This is a genomic window from Variovorax sp. P1_G12 (assembly GCF_056405555.1).
Genome location: NZ_JBFUBW010000019.1, coordinates 12,482 through 34,577 on the forward strand (window position 1 = coordinate 12,482; position 22,096 = coordinate 34,577).

20 protein-coding genes and 1 riboswitch are annotated in these 22,096 nt (G+C 68.0%); of the genes, 9 read left to right on the forward strand and 11 right to left on the reverse strand.

What is annotated here, in order from left to right:
* The first annotated feature begins 116 nt into the window (after positions 1 to 116).
* From AC1D2O_RS21405 to AC1D2O_RS21420, 4 genes are all read left to right on the forward strand, one after another.
* Positions 117 to 1,118, forward strand: coding sequence for an NADP-dependent oxidoreductase (locus AC1D2O_RS21405; RefSeq protein WP_478086912.1), 1,002 nt, complete (start codon positions 117 to 119; stop codon positions 1,116 to 1,118).
* 30 nt (positions 1,119 to 1,148) lie between these two features.
* Complete coding sequence (locus AC1D2O_RS21410; RefSeq protein WP_478086911.1) at positions 1,149 to 1,853, forward strand: SDR family oxidoreductase; 705 nt, start codon at positions 1,149 to 1,151, stop codon at positions 1,851 to 1,853.
* A 75-nt stretch (positions 1,854 to 1,928) separates the two neighbouring features.
* Positions 1,929 to 3,005, forward strand: coding sequence for an alkene reductase (locus AC1D2O_RS21415; protein WP_478086910.1), 1,077 nt, complete (start codon positions 1,929 to 1,931; stop codon positions 3,003 to 3,005).
* A gap of 241 nt (positions 3,006 to 3,246) precedes the next feature.
* Positions 3,247 to 6,249: a transglycosylase domain-containing protein gene (locus AC1D2O_RS21420; RefSeq protein ID WP_478086908.1), complete on the forward strand. Its 3,003-nt coding sequence runs from the start codon at positions 3,247 to 3,249 to the stop codon at positions 6,247 to 6,249.
* Here AC1D2O_RS21420 and AC1D2O_RS21425 read toward each other — a convergent pair.
* Positions 6,217 to 6,534 carry a hypothetical protein gene (locus AC1D2O_RS21425; protein WP_478086907.1) on the reverse strand — a complete coding sequence of 106 codons (318 nt, stop codon included), beginning with the start codon at positions 6,532 to 6,534 and terminating at the stop codon, positions 6,217 to 6,219. The genes AC1D2O_RS21420 and AC1D2O_RS21425 overlap by 33 nt on opposite strands.
* Positions 6,535 to 6,720: 186 nt before the next feature.
* Between AC1D2O_RS21425 and AC1D2O_RS21430 the strand changes: the two genes are divergently transcribed.
* The gene (locus AC1D2O_RS21430) at positions 6,721 to 7,218 is read left to right on the forward strand and encodes a flavodoxin family protein (RefSeq protein ID WP_478086905.1); all 498 of its coding nucleotides are present in this window, start codon (positions 6,721 to 6,723) and stop codon (positions 7,216 to 7,218) included.
* A 16-nt stretch (positions 7,219 to 7,234) separates the two neighbouring features.
* On the opposite strand, the gene AC1D2O_RS21435 is transcribed toward AC1D2O_RS21430, so the two are convergent.
* Genes AC1D2O_RS21435 through AC1D2O_RS21460 form a run of 6 tightly spaced genes read right to left on the reverse strand, consistent with a single transcriptional unit; the run spans position 7,235 to position 13,123 of the window.
* Positions 7,235 to 8,017 (reverse strand): SDR family oxidoreductase, encoded by a 783-nt coding sequence (locus AC1D2O_RS21435; RefSeq protein ID WP_478157869.1) that lies wholly within the window; start codon positions 8,015 to 8,017, stop codon positions 7,235 to 7,237.
* A complete protein-coding gene (locus tag AC1D2O_RS21440) occupies positions 8,014 to 9,030 on the reverse strand; it encodes an ABC transporter substrate-binding protein (protein WP_478086903.1) in 1,017 nt (338 codons plus the stop codon). Before AC1D2O_RS21440 ends, AC1D2O_RS21435 begins: the two co-directional genes overlap by 4 nt.
* Positions 9,027 to 9,794, reverse strand: a complete 768-nt coding sequence (locus tag AC1D2O_RS21445) for an ABC transporter permease (RefSeq protein ID WP_478086901.1) — start codon at positions 9,792 to 9,794, stop codon at positions 9,027 to 9,029. The genes AC1D2O_RS21440 and AC1D2O_RS21445 overlap by 4 nt, the downstream gene beginning before the upstream one ends.
* Positions 9,791 to 10,537, reverse strand: a complete 747-nt coding sequence (locus AC1D2O_RS21450; protein ID WP_478086899.1) for an ABC transporter ATP-binding protein — start codon at positions 10,535 to 10,537, stop codon at positions 9,791 to 9,793. Before AC1D2O_RS21450 ends, AC1D2O_RS21445 begins: the two co-directional genes overlap by 4 nt.
* A 4-nt stretch (positions 10,538 to 10,541) precedes the next feature.
* Positions 10,542 to 12,011, reverse strand: a complete 1,470-nt coding sequence (locus AC1D2O_RS21455; RefSeq protein ID WP_478157870.1) for an acyl-CoA reductase — start codon at positions 12,009 to 12,011, stop codon at positions 10,542 to 10,544.
* Positions 12,008 to 13,123 (reverse strand): LuxE/PaaK family acyltransferase, encoded by a 1,116-nt coding sequence (locus tag AC1D2O_RS21460; protein WP_478086897.1) that lies wholly within the window; start codon positions 13,121 to 13,123, stop codon positions 12,008 to 12,010. The genes AC1D2O_RS21455 and AC1D2O_RS21460 overlap by 4 nt, the downstream gene beginning before the upstream one ends.
* 70 nt (positions 13,124 to 13,193) lie before the next feature.
* Positions 13,194 to 13,287: riboswitch (TPP riboswitch) on the reverse strand.
* A 176-nt stretch (positions 13,288 to 13,463) separates the two neighbouring features.
* On the opposite strand from AC1D2O_RS21460, the gene AC1D2O_RS21465 reads away from it, so the two are divergent.
* Both AC1D2O_RS21465 and AC1D2O_RS21470 read left to right on the forward strand, forming a co-directional pair.
* A complete protein-coding gene (locus AC1D2O_RS21465; RefSeq protein WP_478086895.1) occupies positions 13,464 to 14,492 on the forward strand; it encodes a class I fructose-bisphosphate aldolase in 1,029 nt (342 codons plus the stop codon).
* A 72-nt stretch (positions 14,493 to 14,564) separates the two neighbouring features.
* Positions 14,565 to 14,975, forward strand: a complete 411-nt coding sequence (locus tag AC1D2O_RS21470; RefSeq protein ID WP_478086894.1) for a hypothetical protein — start codon at positions 14,565 to 14,567, stop codon at positions 14,973 to 14,975.
* Positions 14,976 to 14,985: 10 nt separating this feature from the next.
* Here the strand turns inward: AC1D2O_RS21470 and AC1D2O_RS21475 are convergent, their stop codons facing one another.
* Positions 14,986 to 15,555, reverse strand: coding sequence for an N-acetyltransferase family protein (locus AC1D2O_RS21475; protein ID WP_478157871.1), 570 nt, complete (start codon positions 15,553 to 15,555; stop codon positions 14,986 to 14,988).
* Position 15,556: 1 nt separating this feature from the next.
* Complete coding sequence (locus AC1D2O_RS21480; RefSeq protein ID WP_478157872.1) at positions 15,557 to 16,144, reverse strand: helix-turn-helix domain-containing protein; 588 nt, start codon at positions 16,142 to 16,144, stop codon at positions 15,557 to 15,559.
* 113 nt (positions 16,145 to 16,257) lie between these two features.
* On the opposite strand from AC1D2O_RS21480, the gene AC1D2O_RS21485 reads away from it, so the two are divergent.
* Positions 16,258 to 17,106 (forward strand): aldo/keto reductase, encoded by an 849-nt coding sequence (locus tag AC1D2O_RS21485; RefSeq protein ID WP_478093774.1) that lies wholly within the window; start codon positions 16,258 to 16,260, stop codon positions 17,104 to 17,106.
* 3 nt (positions 17,107 to 17,109) lie between these two features.
* Entirely contained in the window at positions 17,110 to 18,930 is a 1,821-nt protein-coding gene (locus tag AC1D2O_RS21490) for an SLC13 family permease (RefSeq protein ID WP_478093776.1), read from the forward strand.
* A gap of 469 nt (positions 18,931 to 19,399) precedes the next feature.
* Here the strand turns inward: AC1D2O_RS21490 and AC1D2O_RS21495 are convergent, their stop codons facing one another.
* On the reverse strand, positions 19,400 to 20,884 hold the full coding sequence (locus tag AC1D2O_RS21495) for a nucleobase:cation symporter-2 family protein (protein WP_478157873.1): 1,485 nt from the start codon (positions 20,882 to 20,884) through the stop codon (positions 19,400 to 19,402).
* Between the two features lie 433 nt (positions 20,885 to 21,317).
* A complete protein-coding gene (locus AC1D2O_RS21500; protein ID WP_478094051.1) occupies positions 21,318 to 22,070 on the reverse strand; it encodes a GntR family transcriptional regulator in 753 nt (250 codons plus the stop codon).
* Positions 22,071 to 22,096: the final 26 nt, after the last annotated feature.

Below are 22,096 nucleotides of genomic sequence, written 5' to 3' on the forward strand. Positions count from 1 at the left end.
CATCATGTGACAATGCCCCGCAGCCCACGCAATCTCCCCCCATTCACCGCCATGAACCAGGCCCCCGCAGTCTCACGACGCGATTCATGCGGGTGCACCAGGAACAAGGAAGACTGATGAAGGCATTTGTCCTGGAACGCTATGGCAAAAAGCGCGCGTTGCGGTCGACAGAGATGCCGACTCCGGAACTGCACGATGACGAGGTCTTGGTCGAGGTCCATGCCGCCGGCGTGAACCTGCTGGACGCCAAGATCAGGGACGGAGAGTTCAAGCTCATCCTGCCTTATCGCCTGCCGCTCATCCTGGGACACGATGTGGCGGGTGTCGTGGTCAAGGCGGGACCACGGGTGCAGCAGTTCAAGCCGGGTGATGAGGTCTATGCCCGGCCGGATGATTTCCGGATCGGCGCGTTCGCCCAGTTCGTCCCGGTCAAGGAGGCATCGCTTGCCCTTAAACCGAAGAACCTCACGATGGAGGAAGCCGCTTCCATTCCCCTGGTGGGCTTGACGGCATGGCAGGCACTGATTGAGAAGGCCAACCTGAAGAAGGGGCAAAAGGTCTTCATTCAGGCAGGCTCCGGCGGCGTAGGCACTTTCGCGATCCAGTTGGCCAAGCATCTGGGCGCAGCTGTCGCCACGACGACGAGCACTGCCAATGTCGGGCTCGTGAAGAGCCTGGGTGCAGACGTCGTCATCGACTACAAGACGCGGGACTTCGAGGACGTCTTGCGCGACTACGACGTGGTCCTGAACAGCCAGGATGGCAAGACCCTCGAAAAGTCTCTTGGCGTGCTCCAACGAGGTGGGAAGCTCATCTCCATCTCGGGACCGCCTGACCCCGAATTCGGCAAGGATATCGGGGCCCCCGGATTCGTGAAACTGGTCATGTGGCTGATGAGCTCAGGCGTCAGGCGAAAGGCGCAAGGCCGAGGCATCGGCTATTCGTTCCTCTTCATGAAGGCGAATGGGAGCCAACTGCGCGAGATCACCCGACTCATCGAAGCTGAGGCCATCCGACCTGTGATCGATCGGGTCTTTCCGTTCGAGTCGACCAACGAGGCCCTGGCTTACGTCGAAGCAGGCCGCGCGAAGGGCAAGGTCGTCGTCCAGATCAAGTGAGTCTTTTCTCCCCAACCATGGAGTTTCATTGTGAAGATTGAAAACGCTGTTGTCCTCGTCACCGGTGCCAATCGTGGCATCGGCTTGGCATTCACCCGCGAGTTGCTCGCCCGCGGTGCCCGCAAGGTCTACGCCGGAACGCGCGACCCCGCGGCCGTCATGCAGGCGGGTGTTCAGCCCCTGCGACTTGACGTCACCAGGTCAGACGACGTGGCGGCCGCCGCAGAGCGAGCGTCGGATGTGACGCTCGTGATCAACAACGCCGGCATTGCCCAGCCCGGAGGCTTTCTTGCGCCGGACAGCGAAGAGGTCGCGCGACGCATCTTCGAGACCAACTTCTTCGCCATGTTGCGCGTGAGCAGGGCCTTTGCACCGGCTCTCGAGGCCAACGGCGGCGGCGGTTTGCTCAATGTGTTGTCGGTCGCCTCATGGGTGAACGGCGGCGAACTGGCCGCCTATTCGGCCAGCAAGTCCGCCGCCTGGTCGCTCACCAATGCCCTGCGCCACGAACTGGCGGCGCAGAAGACGCAGGTGCTGGCACTGCACATGGCCTACGTCGATACCGACCTCACGCACGGGTTCGATGTCCCGAAGTCCAGTCCTGAGCAGATTGTCAAGCGCGCGCTCGATGGACTCGAGTCGGGCCTCGACGAGGTGCTGGCCGATGAACTCACGCTGCAAGTGAAGCGCGGGATGACGGCGGCCAGGCCCAGCTACCTGCCACAAGCCTCCTGAGGCCCCCATTCGATTGCGCCCCACTCCCTGCCAACGACAAAGTCTCGAACGACCTGCACTCACTCAAGGACCCTCATGCTGTTTGAACCTCTCACCGCCGCGTCGATTCAACTCGCCAACCGCGCCGTCATGGCACCGATGACGCGCAGCCGTGCCGTCGATGCCAACACCCCCAACGTATTGATGGCCGAGTACTACGGCCAGCGTGCTTCGGCGGGCCTGATCGTCAGCGAGGGCACCTCGCCCTCGCCCAATGGCCTGGGCTACCCCCGCATCCCCGGACTCTTCAACGGTGCGCAGGTGCGTGGGTGGAAGACGATCACCGACGCGGTCCACGCCAAGGGCGGCAAGATCTTCGCGCAGCTCATGCACACCGGCCGCGTGACTCACGTGGCCAACCTGCCAGCAGGCGCGGAGGTTCTCGGGCCGATGGCCATGGCGTGCCCCGGCGAGATGTACACCGACTCACAGGGCATGCAGCCGCACAGCACCCCGCGAGCGATGACGGCGACCGACATCGCCCATGCCGTCGACGAGTATGCGAAGTCAGCGCAGTTGGCCATCGAAGCGGGATTCGACGGTGTCGAGCTGCACGCCGCGAACGGCTATCTGATCGAGCAATTCCTGAACGCCAATGTGAACCTGCGCACCGACGCCTACGGTGGCAGCATCGAAGGCCGCAATCGCTTCGCGCTTGAAGTTTCCCGCGCCACTGCGGCCGCCGTCGGTGCCCATCGCGTCGGGATACGGGTGTCGCCCTACGGCGTGTTCAACAGCACGGGCGCGTTCCCCGACGTCGACGCTCAGTACTTGGCGCTCACTCAGGAACTGTCGAGGCTTGGCTTGCAGTACATCCACTTGCTCGACCATTCAGCAATGGGCGCGCCGTCGGTGCCTGCCGAATTGAAGTCCCGGCTTCGCGGTGCGTTCCAGGGCTTGTTCATCCTCGCTGGCGGCTTCGATCGCGCCCGTGCCGAAAGTGCGCTCAGGGCAGGCCAGGCGGATCTCATCGCCTTCGCCCGCCCGTTCCTCGCCAATCCCGACCTGGTGGAGCGCATGCGGGCCGAAGCGGCGCTGAATGCCGCAGACATGGCGACGTTCTACACCCCTGGTTCAAAGGGCTACACCGACTATCCGGCACTTGCGGCCTGACTTGCGGTGCCGGGCCGGTCGAGGGATCCTCGATCGCATGCTTTGCTGCGCCGCAATGACCACTTCGAAAAGGGGGGCGCCGCACGCCCTGGCTCGCCTTCGACGGGCGCCTGGATCGTGCTTCGCATGGAATTTTTTACAACATTGAAGGCCGTCAAGCACGAGCCAAGTGGCTGCGGAAAGCGCATCATCCTGTTTGACGAGCACCACGGTGCGGACTGCGTGCGAGGCAGGGCAGGGCATGACATGGATCAAGAAGGTTTTCTGGATCGGCGCTGGGCTCGCCGCCGTGGGTGCGCTTGTCTCATTCACGGTGGACGAATTGAAGACGTCCCGGCTGCAATCGGCCCTGTGGCGCGACCTCGCCAGCGGTGCCCGCTTCAGCGTCGACGCCGGTGCCAGCGATGCCATCCGCTTCCCCCATACCGGGCCCTACGATGAGCGGCTGGGCTACGACCAGCTGCCAGGCTTCATCGAGCGCCTGGAGCCCCTGGGCTTCGCGATCACCCGCCAGGCCCGCATGTCGCCGCGGCTGATCGAACTGCAGGAGCGCAAGCTTTTCATTCCCTACCGGGAGAAGAATCAGGCCGGCTTGACCGTGCGCGACTGCCGCGATGAAAAGCTGCTGCACACGCGCGTGCCGATGCGCGTGTACGAGCGTTTCGAGGAGGTTCCGCCGCTGCTGGTGAGCGCGATGCTGTTCGTCGAGGACCGCCACTTGCTCGACACGCAGCCGCCGCAGCGCAACCCCGCGATCGATCCGGAGCGCTTCGCGAAGGCCGCGCTCGAACAGGCGCTCCGGGCCGTTGACCCCAGCCAGGCGGCGACGGGTGGCAGCACGCTGGCGACCCAGATCGAGAAGTACCGCCATTCCCCCCACGGCCGCACCGCATCCATCGGCGAGAAGCTGCGCCAGATGACCTCGGCCTCGCTGCGCGCCTACCTGGACGGCGAGGACACGCTGGTGCGGCGCCGCCAGATCGTCGTCGACTATCTCGATACGGTGCCTCTGGCCGCGCGCCCCGGCATCGGCGAAGTGCACGGCCTGGGCGACGGGCTGTGGGCCTGGTACGGCCGCGACTTCGGCGAAGTCAACCGCCTGCTCGCCGACTACGACGAAAGCGCCGCGCCCGCGGAAGAAGCGCTCCAGCGCCAGGCCGAAGCCTTCAAGCAGGCGCTGTCGCTGATGATCGCGCAGCGCCGCCCGTCGCAGCATCTGCTCGGCGACGGCACGGGCCTGACGCGGCTGACCGACAGCTATCTGCGGCTGATGGCCGAAGCCGGCGTGATATCGCCTCCGCTTCGGGATGCGGCACTGCCGTTGCCCCTGCGCCTGCAGCCCGAGCTGCCGCCGGCGCCGAGGACCGACTTCGTCCAGCGCAAGGCCGTGAGCGCGCTGCGCACCCACATCTCCACCTTGCTCGACGTACCGCGCGCCTACGACCTCGAGCGTCTCGACCTCGAGGCGGAAACCAGCCTCGACGGCGAGGCGCAAGCGCTGGTGGCGCGAATCCTCGCCGGCCTGCGCACGCCCGCCGCGGCGAAGGCGGCGGGACTGGTCGGCTTCCACATGCTCGACCCCGGCGCGGACCCCGCCCCCCTGGTCTACAGCTTCACGCTGTTCGAGCGCGGCGCACGCGCGAACCTGCTGCGCATCCAGGCAGACAACATCGACCAGCCCTTCGACGTGAACCAGGGCGCGCGACTGGACATGGGCTCGACGGCCAAGCTGCGCACCCTGGTGAGCTACCTGGAGCTCGTCGCCGAGCTGCACGCGCGCTGGGCCGATCTGAGCCCCGTCGATCTGTCGGCGCTGGCGGTGAGCCCGCGCGATCCGCTGGGCGCCTGGGCGCGGCAATACCTCCTGCGCGCCAAGGACCGCAGCCTCGCGCCGATGCTCGAGGCCGCCATGCAGCGCCGGTACTCTGCGAGCCCGTCGGAGGCCTTCTTCACCGGCGGCGGCATGCACCAGTTCGCAAACTTCGAGCGCTCTCAGGGCGGCAGCTCGATGACGGTGCGAGAGGGTTTCAAGCACTCGGTCAACCTGGTGTTCATCCGCCTGATGCGCGATCTGGTGCGCCACCGGATGTACGGCGGCGAATCGAATGCCGAGCGCATGTTGAAGGATTCGACCGACCTGGGCCGGCGCGAAATGCTCGCGCGCTTCGCCGACCGCGAAGGCTCGGCCTACCTCGTGCGCTTCTATCGCAAGTACCAGCGTCAGCCCGCCGCGGGCGCCGAGGCACTGCTGCTGCGCGGCGTGAGGCCGTCGGCGCCACGCCTGGCGAGCGTGCTGTTCACGATCGAGCCCGAGGCCGACGAGGCGCAGCTCGACGCGCTGCTGATACGGCAGACGGGCCGCGGCGCTGCCTCGCCGCGCGCACTGCGGGCGCTGCGCACCACCTACGCCGGCTTGTCGCTCGCGGATCGCGGCTATGTCGCGCGCGTGCATCCGCTCGAGCTCTGGCTGGTCGGCTACCTGCGGCGTCACCCTGGCGCGTCGCTGACCGAGGTGCTGGACGCCAGCACGCGCGAACGCCAGGAGGCCTACGCCTGGCTCTTCAAGACGCGCCACAAGGGCGCGCAGGACAGGCGCGTGCGCGAACTGATCGAGCTCGACGCCTTCGCGCAAATCCATCAATCCTGGCAGCGGCTGGGTTACCCGTTCGCATCACTCACGCCCTCCTACGCGAGCGCGATCGGCGCGTCTGGCGACCGGCCGGCCGCGTTGGCGGAGCTCATGGGCATCATCGTCAACGACGGTGTGCGCCTGCCGACGCAGCGGGTCGGCGCATTGCACTTCGCGCGCGACACGCCCTACGAGACCCGGCTCGAGCCGCGCAACGCGAGGGTCGAACGCGTGATGTCCGTCGAGGTGGCTGCGACGGTACGCGGCGCGCTCGTCGAAGTGGTGCACGGCGGCACCGCCGGGCGGCTCCAGGGTGCGCTCAAGGACGCGGACGGCCGCGTGATCGAGATCGGCGGCAAGACCGGCACCGGTGACCACCGCTTGCAACGCATCGGCCGCGGCGGGCGGGTGATCTCGGAGCGCAAGATCGACCGCTCGGCCACTTTCGTCTTCATGATCGGCGACCGCTACTTCGGCACCATCATGGCCTACGTGCACGAACCCTATGCGGCCCGCTATCGGTTCACGAGCGCATTGCCGACCCAGCTGCTGAAGTCGCTAGGGCCGCAACTCCAGCTCGTGCTACAGCGAGACGGGTGCGGGGGCGATGGATAGCTGCTGGGAGTCGCGAATCCGCCCAAGGATCGACGCCAGCTCGTTCGCCTCCGCACGAGTGAATTCGCGCGCCAGCCTGTAGAACTGCGCTTGGTAGCAGGGCAACATGACCGCCGCTGTGAGCGCGTGGACGTCGTCGCTCCGAGCCAGGTGGCGACTGCAAGAAGCAATGCTTCGATAGATGTCGAGTGCCTGAGCGACGCGGCCTGAAGGTTGCGCGTCGCAGTTCATGGGATGCAGTACCAGATGCCCACCGGGGCCTTTCTTGCTTGTCTTGCCGGTCATCGCCGCTCCTTCGGGGGCGCCTCGGATGGCGCCTGGCGACCACTCTATTCACTCCGTAGCGCAGTGGTGAGTAACAAATCCGTCGTGAACGCAGGGCGCCGCCTGAGAGCGCCGCGGATCGACCGCTCCAGGGGCAAGGACGACTGAATTCGCCCGTCATCGGGCCGGGCCGCTATGCTGGGCGGCATGACTTCCAAGACGCTGCTCGTGGTCTACCACACCATGACCGGCGGCACCGCGCAGATGGCGCAGGCCGCCGCCGAAGGCGCGCGCGGCGAACCCGATGTGCATGTGCGCCTGCTGCATGCGCCGCAGGCCCAGCCCGACGACGTGCTGGGCGCTGACGGCTATGTGTTCGCCACGCCCGAAAACCTCGCCGCAATGGCCGGGCTGATGAAGGACTTCTTCGACCGCTGCTACTACGCCGCGCTCGACCGCGTGAACGGCCGGCCCTACGCCACGCTGGTGTGCGCTGGCAGCGACGGCCAGAACGCCGCGCGGCAGATCGACCGCATCGCAACCGGCTGGCGCCTGCGCTCCGTTGCGCCGGCATTGATCGTGTGCACCCATGCGCAGACGCCCGAGGCCATCGCGCGGCCCAAGCAGATCAGCGCCGAGGACCTTGCGCAATGCCGCGAGCTGGGCGCCGCGCTGGCCGCGGGACTGGCGCTTGGCGTGTTCTGACGCCGGCCGGAAGTCTTCACTTCATCACCAGGCCGCCGTCGACGAACAGCACCTGTCCAGTCATGAAGCGGCTCCATTCGGAAGCGAGAAACAGCACCGGGCCGGCGACGTCCTCGGGTCGCGCGATCCGCCGCAGCGGCGTTGCGGCGATCAGCGACTCGCGGAATTCTTCCCGGGTCGCGCTGCTGGCCTGCGTCGGGTAGACCAGGCCGGGGGCGACGCAATTGACGCGGATGCCGAGCGGCCCCAGTTCGGCGGCCAGGTTGCGGCTGAAGCCGACCAGCGCCGACTTGGCGGTCGTGTAGTCGTGGTACGGGATCACCGGCCGTTCGACCAGGTCGCTGACGATGTTGACGATGCTGCCCTGGGTGCGTTGCCTGAAGTGCGGCAGCACCGCCCGGCAGACGTTGTAGGCGCTGCCGACGGCGCCTTCGAACTGCGCCTGGTAATCCGGCCACGCCATGTCGCCGAACAAGGTGCGGCGCTGCGGGTCGAAGGCGTACGGCCGGAAGGCGTTGTTGACCACCACATCGATGCGACCCGCTTCGTCCAGGGCCTGTTCCACCATGGCCTGCACGGCCGTGGCCGAATTGACGTCGGCCTTCACGGCCCAGGCGTCACCACCGGCCGCCTTGCAATGCGCGACCACCTCGGCGGCCGCGGCGTCGTTGCTCAGGTGGTTGACCACCACCGTCGCGCCTTCGCTCGCGAAGGCCTGCGCGATGGCGGCGCCGATGCCGCGGCTCGCACCGGTCACCAGCACCACCTTGCCCTCGAACTTCACGGTGTCCTCCTTCATTGCGCAGGCAGCAGTTCCGTGCTGACGACGTCCGAGATCTTGATGTCGCGCTCGATCAGGCCCAGCTTGCGATAGGCATCCGCGGCCTTCTGCAGCGACTCCAGGTCGAACGCGCCAAGACCGTTCTTCGCGGTGGTGGCCGACACGCTGGCGGCATTGCGCAAGCGAATGATCTCCAGGTTGGCGGCGCGGTCGGTCCCGTCGATGGCGTGTTTCATGGCCAGGCCGGCCGCCTCCTCGGGGTTGGCGATCATCCAGGCCGCGCTCTCGCGATAGGCCTTCAGGAACCGCTTGAGCAACGGCTTCTTCTGCTGGTAGACCTGTTCCCGGACCACGAACAGGTCGCTCGACACGTTCAGGTAGTTGCGCACCTCCATCACGTTGACGTCGCCCACCCCCTTGCGCTTGCCCACCAGCAAGCCGGTGTCGGTGGCAGCGGTCGCATCGACCTGGCCTTGCAGCAGCGGCGCGAAGTTCGACAGCCCGGTGACGACGATGGTGACATCGGATTCGGACAGGCCGGCCTGGTGCAGCAGCACCAGCAGGTTCTGCCGGGTGCCGCTGGACAGGCTGTAGACACCGATCTTCTTGCCCTTCAGGTCGGCCGGCCTGGTGATGTTGGCGGACTTGAGCGAGACCACGTTGAAGACGTTCTGCGGGTAGATGTCGTAGATCGCCCGCAGCTTCTCGCCCTTGTCGAGGGCCGAGAAGAACGCGCCAGGGTCGGTGAAGGCCACGTCCGCCTGGCCGGTGAGGATGTTGCGGATCGCGTCGCCCCCGCCGGCGCCGGACACGTAGGCCAGATCGATTCCATTGGCCTTGAAGATGCCCTTGTCGGGCTCGGCCAGCAGGTGCGTGATCTCGGTGATCGGCTTGCTCCAGCCGGCCACGGTGATCTTCTCCGGCGCGTCACCGGCGTTGGCCCCGCCGGTAGCGATCAGGGTGAATAGCGCGGCGGTTGCCAGCAGTGCGCGGCGGCGTGCGATCGGTGTGTTCAAGGTCGTGTTCCTCATGAGATTCGGGTGTAGGGCCGCAGCAGTCGCTTCTCGACTGCGAGCGTGATCTGGTAGAGCGCGAGGCCGAGCACGGCGATGACCACCAGCACCGCGAACATCAGCGGCGTGTCCATCATTCCCTGCGAGGCGATGATCAGCGCGCCGAGCCCCTGGCTGGCGCCGATGAACTCGCCGACCACCGCCCCGACCAGCGCGAGCACCACCGCGACCCGCAGGCCCGCCAGGATCCCGGGCAGGCCGGCAGGCAGCTTCAGGCGCAGCAGCGTCTGGCGCCGCGTGGCGCCCAGCATCCGGAACAGCTCCAGCCGTTGCGGGTCGACCTGCTGCAGGCTGGTCACGGTGTTTTCCATCAACGGGAAGAAGCAGATCAGCGCCGTGATCACCACCGTCGATGTCATGCCGAAGCCGAACCACACGATGAAGAGCGGCGCCAGCGCCAGCTTGGGGATGACCTGGCTGATCACGACATACGGCTTCAGCACGCGCTGCAGCAGCGCCGACTCGGCCATCGCCACGCCGCTGATGAAACCGATCAGGCAGCCGGCGAACAGCCCGAGCATCAGCTCGAGGGCGGTCGTTCGGATGTGGGGCCACAGGTAGCCGGTGGACAGGCCCATCCAGAGCGACTTCATCACCGCCGAAGGCGCCGGCAGGACCAGGGCCGGAATGCCGGAAGCGCGCGCCGCCAGCTCCCATCCCGCGAGCAACGCGAGCAGCAGCGCCCAGGAGCCGAGCTGTGTGCGTGGGGAGATCGACTTCATGCCGTCGCCAGGTCCATCGCATCGCGCACTTGCGCGCAATGCAGGTTGAAGGCCGCGCCGTACCGCATCGCCGGCGCGCGCGGCCGGCTCACCTCGACGCGGATGTCCCGGACGATCCGGCCGCGGTCCATCACCGCGACCCGGTCGCCCAGATACACCGCCTCGGCGATGTCGTGCGTCACGAACAGGACGGTGGTGCGGCGCAGGCGGCACATCTGCAGCAGGTCGTCCTGCAGTTCGCCGCGGGTGATCGCGTCCAGCGCGGCAAAAGGTTCGTCCAGCAAAAGCAGCGCCGGCTCCAGGATCAATGCGCGCGCCAGGGCCACGCGGCTCTGCTGGCCGCCCGACAGCTGCCGGGGGTAATGCTGCGCATGGGCCGACAGGCCCAGCAGCGCGAGCAACTGCTCGGCCTTGTCGATCTCCTGCGCGGTGGGCTTGTGTTGCAGCGACACCGGCAGCAGCACGTTGTCGATCACGCGATGCCACTCGAGCAGGGTCGGCGACTGGAACACGAAGCCGAGTTGCGGGCCGGGCGCGACCACCTCCTTGCCCTGCAACCGGATGCTGCCGGTGTGAGGATGCAGCAGGCCCGCGGCGAGCTTGAGCAGGGTCGTCTTGCCGCAGCCGCTGCGCCCGACCAGGCAATGGAACTCGCCTTGCGCGATGGTCCAGTCGACGCTGCGCACCACCGGCGGCCAGCCGGGGTAGGTGAAGCCCACCTTGTCGATGTCGAGGAAGCTCATGGCCCTAGTCCGCGTACGGCGCCAGCCTGTCGGCCGCAAGTTCCGCCGACTGCTCGATCTCGACCATCCGCACCAGGTCCAGCAGGTTGAACCGGCCGTCGTGATGCCAGCCCGCCTCCGGCGAGGTCATCGAGCCGATGGCCGTGATGCGGGTGACGCCGGCAGCGCCCAGCAACTCCGACAGCCGGAACAGTTCGGCCGGTGCGGCCGCCACGCCCGCGGTCTGCAGAAAGGGCGGGTGCGCGGCCACTTGCGCGATCACCTGTTCCAGCGAATCGACCGCGACGACCTGGATGCTGCGGTTCAGCGCCGTGGGGGCCAAGGCCCGCGCTTCATCGGCGTAAGCGACGCCCCAGGCCGCACCGGCTTCGCCGATCAGCTCGCAGACAGGCTCGCCGCCGCCCGACATCGACTGCAGCTCGATGGCTTGCCGCCATCCGGCGACCGCGGCCGACTCCTCCAGCGCCAGGGCCCGGCGCGGGAAGCGGTTGTGCAGGTTGGCGAGCTCGCTGGCGAGGTACTGGGCGAATTCGCGCGGCGACACCTTGCCGCCGCGCTCGACGTAGAAGACATGCGGCGAATAGCAGCCCTGCTGGTCGTAGCGCATCACGTCCCAGGCGGCCAGGCGAGCCGTCGCCGGCGCGCGCAGGGTGTCGAGGGCCGCGGCGCCGACCAGGCCGAAGCCCAGCTTGTGGCCGTACGCCAGGAAGCGCGTCGTGACCGGGAGGCGGCGGCGGATGTCGTCCAGCGCGTCGTTGCCGCCGTAGGCGAGCACCGTGTCGGCCTCGGCATAGAGGGCCGACGCCTGTTCCTTCTCGCCGCCTTTCCACCACACCACGGCCAGGCAGTCGGCCAGCGGCGGGTGGACCTCGGCCAGCAGCCGCGCGAACAGGCCTGCGAACAGCGGCTCCGCGCTCGGCAGCTTGCCGATGTTGCCGGCCTTCACCAGCAATCCGCAGACCAGGCTCCACAGCGGCAGGGCCGGCACGTTGCCGGCCCAGCTGTGAACCAGCAGATCCGGCCCGAACGCCTTGGCCGCGCCGCCCTTGGGTCGCGGCTGGAACTCGTCCAGCAGCTTGGGATTGGCGAAGTCTTCGGCGACGAAGCGATGCAGTTGCGGCGCGCGAAAGGTCTGGAGGAAAGCCGTGAGGCCCAGGCGGACCATTTCGGCGTCATAGCCGCTGACGATCGGCAGCAGCTGGTCGGCCTGCATGCGGCAGGGGTCGGCCGGGTCGAGCAGGCGGGCGATCGCGCGATCCACCACGGCCACGATCTGCGACACGGTCATCGTCTTCAGATGGAGGCGGCTGGCCTGCTTGACCCGCAAGGCGAGCGCGGTCATCTGTGGCGGACTCAGCACGGGCACCGCGACTTCGAGCCGCGTGGTGCCCGATTCGAAGACCAGAGGCTGCCACTGCACGTCCGCCGGCGCCAGGCCAGGCAGGTAACCGGCAACCGCGCGCAGTGTCTTCATGCCGCTGCCGCCCGGATGAATTCCTCCACCGCCAGCGAACAGCCCTTGGCCTCAGCGCCTTCGGCGCGGCCGAGCAGCAGGAACCCGCCGTCGGCGGCCAGGCCTACGTCCTCGGTCAGGATGGTGGTCACGGAATTGAAGTTGGCGAGATCGCAATGGACCAGGATTCCGCGCTCGCTGCGCGCGACCTCGCGGCCCGTGAGCGGGTCGACCAGGCGCGAGCGGATCCAGTGCGGCCCCGACTTCACCGACGGCACCGACGCATTGCCGGCGTCGTAGAACTGCGTGCTCAGCTCGGTCATGCCGTACATGTTGATGCACTGCGATCGTTCGATGCCGAGCCGCGCCGACAGCTCCGCATAGAAGGCGTCGAGCGGCAATTCGCGCGACTGTCCCTTGTAGCCGCCGGTGTCCAGGACCCGGCTGCCTGCCGGCAGGCGGAACGACAGGCCGCGCTGCTCGAGTTCGTCGATCAGATGCACGAAGCTGTAGCTGGCGCCGAGCAGCGCATAGGGCGAGCCGCGGCGTTCGGCGTCCGCCAGCGCATCGCACAGGCCGGCGATGTCCAGCCCCTGCGGGCTCACGAAGTAGCGACTCTCCTCGGTGCCGAATTCATTCAGCGCGAGCGCCAGGTAGTGGGCCAGCGAGGAATTGGCCAGCACGGTTTCGGTGGGGAACAGGATGCCCATGCGCATCCGGCCGCTGCCGCGCATGAACCGGTTCGAGAAGTTGCGGATCATCGACCGGTCGTAGACCGCCAGCGTCGGATGAAAGTGACGGCCCTTCACCTCGCTGCGGGTCGTGCCGCTGGTCATGAAGACCCGGTCCGTGGCGGCCGGCGGCTCGCACCGCAGGTCGAGTTCCTTGAAGGCGTCGATCGGCACCGCCGGGATGTCGCTCCAGCGCTTCACGTGGCGCAGGGTTGCGCCGCGCCGCTGGCAGAAGCGCCGGTACGCCGGGTTGTTGCCGTACTGGTGGGCGAACAGGCGCAACGCCAGCCGATCGAACGCGTCGTCGGTGCACCCGTCCTGCGCGATGAAGGCGAGCACGTCGGCGACCACATCGCCGGCCGCGGCTGTGGCCGCGGGTCGATCTGCAGGGGGCTGGTTCATAAGGAGACTTCTTCGTGACCGTGAAACGGATGCTCCGAAGGCCACTTCGAGCACGGCAGGATCCGCCGATGATCGAAGTGTTGGCTCTTCTTCCGCCGGCATTAACCGGTTCAAGTTCGCGGGTTTGAATCTCAGCACTGTCGTGTGCACCCCGGAGCGTTGGCGATATTACATGCATCCCGGAGGTGCTGCTGCGAAGCGTGTTCACCGGGATCGGATGAAGGGTCATCGGATGCCCGTGCACGTGCAGACCTCGACCAAGACACCACGGCCGGCATGGGCTTGCGCTCCGGCGCCTCGAAGCAGGAGACTGAGTCCCGCTCGAACGAAGGGATCCGCCATGGCCACTTCCGATGATCTTCAAGCCACCGTGGAAGCGCTGGTTCGCAGGGGCAAGGGAATTCTTGCCGCCGACGAGAGCGGTCCGACCATTGCCAAGCGCTTCAAGGCGATCGGCGTCGAGTCGACGCCGGAGAACCGGCGCGCCTACCGCAGCCTGCTGCTGTCGACGCCCGGCCTGGGCGAGTACGTCAGCGGCGTCATCCTGTACGAGGAGACCCTGGGCCAGAGCGCGGACGACGGCGAGCTGCTCGCGGCCCTGGCCGCGCGGCAAGGCATCGTGCCGGGCATCAAGGTCGACGCCGGCAAGGGCCCGCTGGCACTCGCGCCCGGCGACGAGATCACGCAGGGACTCGACGGACTCGCCCAGCGCCTCGAAGCCTACGTGACGCAGGGCGCGCGCTTTGCGAAATGGCGCGCCGTCTACAACGTCTCCGGCACGCTGCCGAGCCGGATGGCGATCGAGGCCAACGCCGAGGCGCTCGCGCGCTACGCGGCGATCTGCCAGTCGCAGGGGGTGGTGCCGATCGTCGAGCCGGAGGTCCTGATCGACGGCGACCACAGCCTGGCGCGCTGCGCGGAGGTCACGCAGGAGGTGCTGCACGAAGTGTTCGTGGCCTTGCATCGCTATCGCGTGGTGCTCGAGCATATCCTGCTGAAGCCCAGCATGGTGGTGCCTGGCAAGGCGCATGCGCGGCAGGCCGGTCCCGAGGAGGTGGCGGCGGAGACCCTCCGCGTGCTGCGGCGCGCGGTGCCGGCGGCGGTCCCGGGCATCAACTTCCTGTCGGGCGGGCAGTCGCCTGTCGAAGCGACCGCCAACCTGGATGCGCTCAATCGCCCGGGCCGGCAGCCCTGGCAGCTGAGCTTCTCCTACGGGCGCGCGCTGCAGGATCCGGCGCTGCAGGCGTGGCAGGGTCAACCTGCCCATGCGCGCGCGTGCCAGGACGCGCTGCTCAAGCGGGCACGGCTCAATGGCCTGGCCAGCGAGGGGAAGTACAGCGCGGGGATGGAAGGGGAAGGCGCCCACTAGCGTCGATGGGGCGCGGTCATGCGGCCCGTCTTGCACGGCACTGCTGCGGCGACAATCCGAGGCTCCTTGAAAATGAACGCATCCATGCCGCTCGAACCGAACCTTCCTCTCTCCCCTGCGGATCCTTCGCCCGCGTCGCTGGAGACGAAGCGCGCGGCCCAGAGCGAGGGCAAGGCCCGTCGCTTGCGCAACGAAGCCGAGAAGCTCGCAGCCTGCTGCCTGGTCGTTCGCGCGGCTTCTGCTGCAGCGGACCACGAAGCGTTCGCCGAGGTGAGCCGTGCCGCGTCGAAGGCGCTTCGCGCCAAGTTCGGCGCTGGATCGATCACGTCGGCGTTTGCGTGGTTGGCCGGCGATGCGGGGCGAGCCGCACTGGCAAGCGTTCTTGCCGGCGAGGTCGAGCTGACCGGGCCGCTGTCGGTTCAGCAGGTCGTCGAGGCCGCGGAGCTGGCGCAGAAGGCGGAGCTTCTGCGCGGGAAAAGCTGAGGCTTCGCGCTCACGAACCCTCGCTGCCGCGTGCCTTCTCCCCGGCCTCCAGCTGCCGGTAGAAGTAGGTGGTGGTGCAGAGCCCACCGTGCGGCAGCAGCGCATAGCCCGGAATCGCGCCGACGCGTTGCCAGCCGAGCCGCTCGTACAGGCGTTCGGCGGTGTCGCTGGCGGTGTCGAGCACCAGCAGCGACTTGCCGCAGTCGCGCCCCATCTGCTCGGCCGCGCCCATGAGCGCCTCGCCCCAGCCCTGGCGCCGCGCGCGGCGGTGCACCAGCATCTTCGACAGGTCGGCGCGGTGCGGCTGGTTGTCCGGCTGGGCCAGCACCAGCTGCACGGTGCCGACGATGCCCTCGGCATCCTCGGCCACCAGCAAGGCGCGTTCGCCCTCGGCGACCCCCTCGGCGACGCGGCACCAGAACGCCATCGCCTCGGGCAGCGGCAACGGATGCATGAAGCTCACCGAGGCGCCGCCCTCCACGCAATCGATCAGCAGTTCGGACAGGGCGCGCAGCTGCGCATCGGAGACCGTTTGAAGGCGGCGGATGTTGCGAACGGGAGCATTGGCGTCGGTCGTCATGTCATCTCCAAGCAGAGGGCAGGGTGGCGATCACGACGGCATAGCGCGTGAGGCTGCGCGTCGGGTTGTGATAGCTCACGGGACGGTCCAGCACGTGGGCCAGGCAGTCGCCGGCCTCGAGCCGATGGACCGCGTCGCCGACCGTGACTTCGATCGTGTTCTCCAGCACCCACACCTGCTGGTGGATGCGGGGTTCGCGGGCGCCGCTCTCGTAGGCCACCCGCGCCTTCGGCGGGAAGGCCACCTCGACGATCTGGATCGGCGACGACCCGCCGGCGGGCGAGACGTTGCGGCGCACGTAGCCCGAATGCGGATCGCGCCACAAGGGTTGGTCGGCCAGCCGCGCGACGGGGTCGTCGCTGGCTTGCGGCGGCTCGAACAGCGAGGCCAGCGCGACGCCAAGGCCGGTGGCGAGCTTCTCGAGCAGCACCGCGGTGGGGCTGCTTTCGCCGCGCTCGATCAGCGAGATCATCGAGCGGCTGACCCCGCAGTGCGTGGCCAGCGCGTCGAGCGACAGGCCGCGCGCCGCGCGCAGTTCGCGAACCCGCGCGGCGATGCGATCGTTCAGGCTGTCTGCTTGTTCCGTCATGTTGGAATTATTGTCTTAGATATTGGATGAATCGTCCAGTGCCTCGGCGATCGCGGCTTGGTTAGCATCGTGGCGCGCGGGATGCGATCCCGCCCTACAAGAAGGAGATCCCCATGCGATATCTGGAGCTGCCCGGCGGCGGGCGGATGCCCGCGCTCGGCCTCGGCACCTGGAAGATGGGTGAATCGGCCGGCCGCCGCGCTGCGGAAGTCGCGGCGGTTCGCGCCGCCATCGAGATGGGCTACCGGCTCGTCGACACCGCCGAGATGTACGGCGAAGGCGGCGCCGAGGAGGTGGTCGGGCAGGCCGTGGCCGAGGCGCTGCGCGCGGGCGATGTGAAGCGCGAGGAGCTGTTCATCGTCAGCAAGGTCTATCCGCACAACGCCAGCCGCGCGGGCACGCCGGCGGCCTGCGCGCGCAGCCTCGCGCGGCTGGACCTCGACCACATCGACCTCTACCTGCTGCACTGGCGCGGGGAGCATCCGCTGGCCCAGACCTGCGAGGCGCTGCGCGCGCTGGTGGCGCAGGGGCGCATCCGCCGCTGGGGCGTCAGCAATTTCGACACCGACGACCTGGAGGAACTCGCCGCGCTGGGCAGCGACTGTGCCGCCAACCAGGTCTATTACTCGGCGGCCGAGCGCGGCCCCGAGTTCAGCCTGCTGCCCTGGCAGCGCGCACGCGGCATGCCGCTGATGGCCTACAGCCCGATCGACCAGGGCGCGCTGGCCGCCGATGCCGGCCTGCAGAAGATCGCCGAGCGGCTCGGCATCAGCGCGGCGCAGCTCGCACTGGCGTGGGTGCTGGCGCAGCCCGGCGTGGCCGCGATCCCGAAGGCGGTGCGCGAGGCCCATCTGCGCGACAACCTCGCGGCGGCCGGACTGACGCTGGGCGCGGACGTGCTGGCCGAGATCGACCGCCTTCATCCTGCCCCGCGGCGCAAGAAGCCGCTGGCGATGATCTGACCGATGAACCTTCAGCTCGGCCTTGTTCTTGCGCTGCTGGCCAGCGCCGTGGCGATGTTCGCGATCGGCCGCCCCCGCACCGACGTGGTCGCGCTGCTCATGATGGCGGCGCTGCCGTTCACCGGCGTGATCAGCATGCAGGAGTCGCTGGCCGGCTTCGCGGATCCCAACATCGTGCTGATCGCGATGCTGTTCGTGATCGGCGAAGGGCTGCTGCGCACCGGGGTCGCGCAGCGGCTCGGCGATCTGCTGGTGGCGCGGGCCGGCGGCAACGAGGCGCGGTTGATCGTGCTGCTGATGGTCATCGTGGCCGGCGTCGGCTCGGTGATGAGCTCGACCGGCGTGGTCGCGATCTTCGTGCCGATCGTGCTGCGCATTGCGCGCAACACCGGCGTGGCGGCCGGGCGGCTGATGATGCCGCTGTCCGTCGCGGCGCTCATCAGCGGCATGATGACCCTGGTGGCGACGGCGCCCAACCTGGTGATTCACGCCGAGCTGGTGCGCAAGGGTTTCGACGGCTTCCACTTCTTCAGCTTCACGCCCTTCGGCGTGCCGGTGCTGCTCGTCGCCATCGCCTACATGCTCGGGGTGCGGCGCTGGCTCGGCGGATCGAAGGCCCCGGCCGGGCCCGCCGGCCAGAGGGCGGGGCTCGGCCAGTGGATCGACGAGTACGCGCTGGCCGAGCGCGGGCACCGGTTCCGGGTGCTGCCCGGATCGGCCGCCGCCGGCCATGTCTTCGAAGCGCTCGAGGCGGGCGCCATCCCGGGCGTGAACCTGTTGGCCATCGAGCGCCAGCGCCGTTTCGCGAAGGACCTGCTGCCCCCCGGAACCCCGATCGAGACCGGCGACGTGCTGTTCCTCGACGTCTCGCGGCCGTCCGCCGATCTCGACGGCCTGAGCCACCGTTTCGCGCTCGAGCGGCTGCCGCTGGCCGGCGCCTACTTCTCCGCGCATGCGCAGGACATCGGCATGGCCGAGGTGCTGATCCCGCCGGGTTCGGGCCTGATCGGCAAGACCGTCGTCGAGGCCCGCCTGCGCGCCAACCACGACGTCTCGGTCATCGGCCTGAAGCATGGCCGCTCGGCCGAGCACGACGACATCCTCGACGAGCCGCTGAAGGCCGGCGACACGCTGCTGGTGGTCGGCATCTGGAATGTGATCCGAAGACTCCGGTCGGACATGCACCTGATCATCTTCAACCTGCCGTCGGAGTTCGACGAAGTGTCGCCCGCCGCCTCGCGCGCGCCGTTCGCATTGCTCGCGCTCGCGCTGGTCGTGGTGCTGATGGTCAGCGGCTGGGTACCCAATGTGCAGGCGGCGCTGATCGGCTGCCTGCTGATGGGCCTGTGCGGCTGCGTCGACCTGCGCAGCGCCTACCGCGCGATCCACTGGCCGAGCCTGGTGCTGATCGTCGGCATGCTGCCGTTCTCGCTCGCCCTGCAACGCACCGGCGGCGTCGATCTCGCGGCCCAGATGCTGATGGGCATCGTCGGCGACGCCGGACCGCGCACCGTGCTGGCCGTGATCTTCGCGGTCACGGCGGTGCTCGGCATGTTCATCTCCAACACCGCGACCGCGGTGTTGATGGCGCCGGTGGCCCTGGCCATCGCCAAGGAGCTGCAGGCCTCGCCGTATCCGTTCGCGATGACCGTCGCGCTGGCCGCCTCGGCCGCTTTCGTGACGCCGGTCTCGTCGCCCGTGAACACGCTGGTGGTCGGGCCGGGCGACTACAGCTTCATGGACTTCGTGCGCCTCGGCCTGCCGCTGGTGCTGCTGGTGCTGGTCGTGAGCGTCGCGCTGGTGCCATGGCTGCTGCCGTTCTGAAGCCGAGCAGTTAGACTGCGCGCCTTCGGGGAGGGACTCGCTCGCGCCGCGGCGGGTGTCGCCCATGGGCCAGCCGCTTCTGTCCTCCCTGGAAATTCGCAAGAACCAGAGACCCCACGGAGGGATGTGCAGCACCTGCTGGCGATGTTCGAGAAGGTGCGCGGCGAGCAGGTCTCCGACGACGCTCTACTGCTGGGTTAGCTCGCCCCCAGGTTGCCCCGCACTTCGTGTCGGGGCGCCCACCCCCTACCGGGGGCAACACCAGCGGACTGGCGAAGCCAGATCCGCGGTGTTTCACCAACGGGCCTGGCTGCGCCGGCCAAAGCAATGGGCGCTGTGGTTGTTCCACGGCTGCGCGCAGCGCGCCCGTTCGTGGGCAGTCGCGGAACCGGCTTCGCCGGGCCGCTGACTGCGCCCCCGGTAGGGGGTTGGGCGGGCTACACGAAGTGAGCCCAACCTGGGGGCGAGCCTAGTGCGCCTCGGCTTGTTTGGCAGCGGCCACGATCGCCGCCTCGTCATGCTTGGCGCCGTTCAGGAACAGGTTCAACAACACCGCGCAGATCGACGCCAGCAGGATGCCCGACTCCACCAGCGAGTGGATCGCGTGCGGCATCCACTGCTTGAAGTTGGGCGCCAGCAGCGGGATCATCCCGACGCCGATCGACACCGCGACGATCATCGCGTTGTGCCGGTTGGTCTTGAAGTCCACGCCCGACAAGATGCGGATGCCGGTGGCCGCGACCATGCCGAACATCACCAGCCCGGCGCCGCCCAGAACCACCGTCGGCAGCGACTCGACCAGTGCCGCCATCTTCGGCAGCAGGCCCAGCACGACCAGGATCACGCCGCCGGCCACGCAGACATAGCGGCTCTTGATGCCCGTGACCGCCACCAGCCCGACGTTCTGAGAGAAGCTGGTGTAGGGGAAGGTGTTGAAGACGCCGCCGATCAGGGTGCCGAGGCCGTCGGTGCGCAGGCCGCGCGCCAGGTCCTGCTGGCTGATCTTGCGGTCGGTCATCTCGCCGAGCGCGAGAAACATGCCGGTCGACTCGATCATCACCACGATCATGATCAACGACATCGTGAGGATCAGCACCGGGTCGAATTTCGGCAGGCCGAAGTGGAAGGGCAGCACGATGTCGAACCACGCGGCGCTGCCGACCTTCTCGAAGGTCATGAAGCCGAAGGCGGTGGCGACCACGGCGCCGATCACGATGCCCAGCAGCACCGAAATGTTGGCGATGAAGCCCTTGGCGTACTTGACGATCAGCAGGATCGACACGAGCACGAGCGCCGCGATGGCGAGCCCGCCCAGGTCGGCGTAGCGCGGGTTCGGCACCGAGGGCACGATCGACAGGCCCTTGGGCACCGGCGGCACGGCCGAGCCGGGCGAGGTGACGTCGGCCAGCCACTTGGCATAGACCGGGTCGACCAGCGCCGGCGCGGTCGGCCCGACCGGGTTGCCGAAGATCCAGTTGATGCCCACGCGCATCAGGCTGATGCCGATCACCGCGATGATGGTGCCGGTGACCACCGGCGGGAAGAAGCGCAGCATGCGCGAGACCATCGGCGCGATCAGTATCGAGATGATGCCGGCGCCGATGATGGCGCCGAACAGCAGCTGCGCGCCGGCCTGGCCCGGGTTGGCGTTGGCGATCGCGACCATCGGCGCGACCGACGCGAAGGTCACGCCCATCATCACCGGCAGCTTGATGCCGAACCACTGGGTGGCGCCGAGCGACTGGATCAGCGTCGCGATGCCGCAGCAGAACAGGTCGGCCGAGATCAGCAGCGCGACCTCCTGCGGCGTGAGCTTGAGCGCGCGACCGACGATCAGCGGCACCGCCACCGCACCGGCATACATCACGAGCACGTGCTGCAGGCCGAGGGCGGCGAGTTTGCCGGCCGGCAGGCGCTGGTCGACCGGGTGGATGGAAGGCGAGGCAGCCGTCATTGCGTGGACTCCTGGGCAGCGTGGAGGAAGGGGAAGGGGCGAACGCGTCTTGCCGTGAATCGTTTACCGTTCTGTACGCGAAACTGTATACAGATCAGGTGGTCGCCTGTATGGCGGAAAACCCGCGCTCCGTGCGCCCGAGCAAGTCGCGGGCCCGCGCTTCTCAGAACCTGTTTACGATCTCCCTGGGGTCGCGCAGGCGTTTTTTCGGGAGGGGATGCAAGGCGCAGTGCGCCGCCCATAGCATGGCTATGGGCAAGCGCTGCAACGCCGCAGACCGCCCGAAAAGACGCCTGCCCTTCGGGTTGGGGCGAAATCGGGCGATTTCTGCGTGCCGCTGCTTGCATGGGCAGGAGCCCATGCGGCGCAACGGCACTTCGAACTCATCCCGATTGCGCCCCAACGCGACCCCAGGGAGATCGTAAACAGGTTCTCAGGCCAGCAGAGCCTTGACGAGGTCGAGCTGGCGATCCGGCACGCCGGCCGAAAGTTGAAGGTTGGCCTCGATGCGCAGCAGGTGGTCCGTCATGCACGCCACGGCGGCCTCGACATCGCCGCTGCGGCAGACGCGCAGGAATTCTGCGTGTTCGTCGGACGAACAATGCGGATCGTTCGACGAGTGGTACAGCATGGCGATCAGCGAGCTGCGCGCGACCAGCTCACGGATCAGTTCTGCCAGGGTCTGGTTGCCAGCGGCCTCCGCCAGCGCGACGTGGAAGTCGCCGAGCAGCTTCTCCCGCACCGTGCCGGTCGTCGTGGTGGCGCGCAAGGTGGTGCGCTCGAACTGGATGTGCTGCTCGAGCGCCTGGTAGTCGGCGGGACGCGCCTTGGCGACGAACAGCCGCACCACCTCGCTTTCGAGCAGGCGCCGGACCCCGAAGACTTCGCGCGCCTCCTGCACGCTGGGCTTGCTGACGAAAGCCCCCTTGTCCGGGATCATTTCGATCAGTTTTTCCTTCGACAGCGTCAGCAGCGCCGCCCGGATCTTGGTGCGGCTGACCGAATAGAGCCGCCCCAGTGCTTCCTCGCGCAGCCAGGTGCCGGGCGGCAGCCGCTTCTCGACGATCGCGGTGGCGATGTCCTGCGCGATGCCTTCGACGGTGGCGGTCTTGTCGACCGCAGCCTCTGTCCCGGACCTTGCAGGCGGCGGGAGGGGGTGAGCGGAAGCTTTGGGGGCGCGTGGCATGGCGCCATTGTGAATGAGGCTGGATG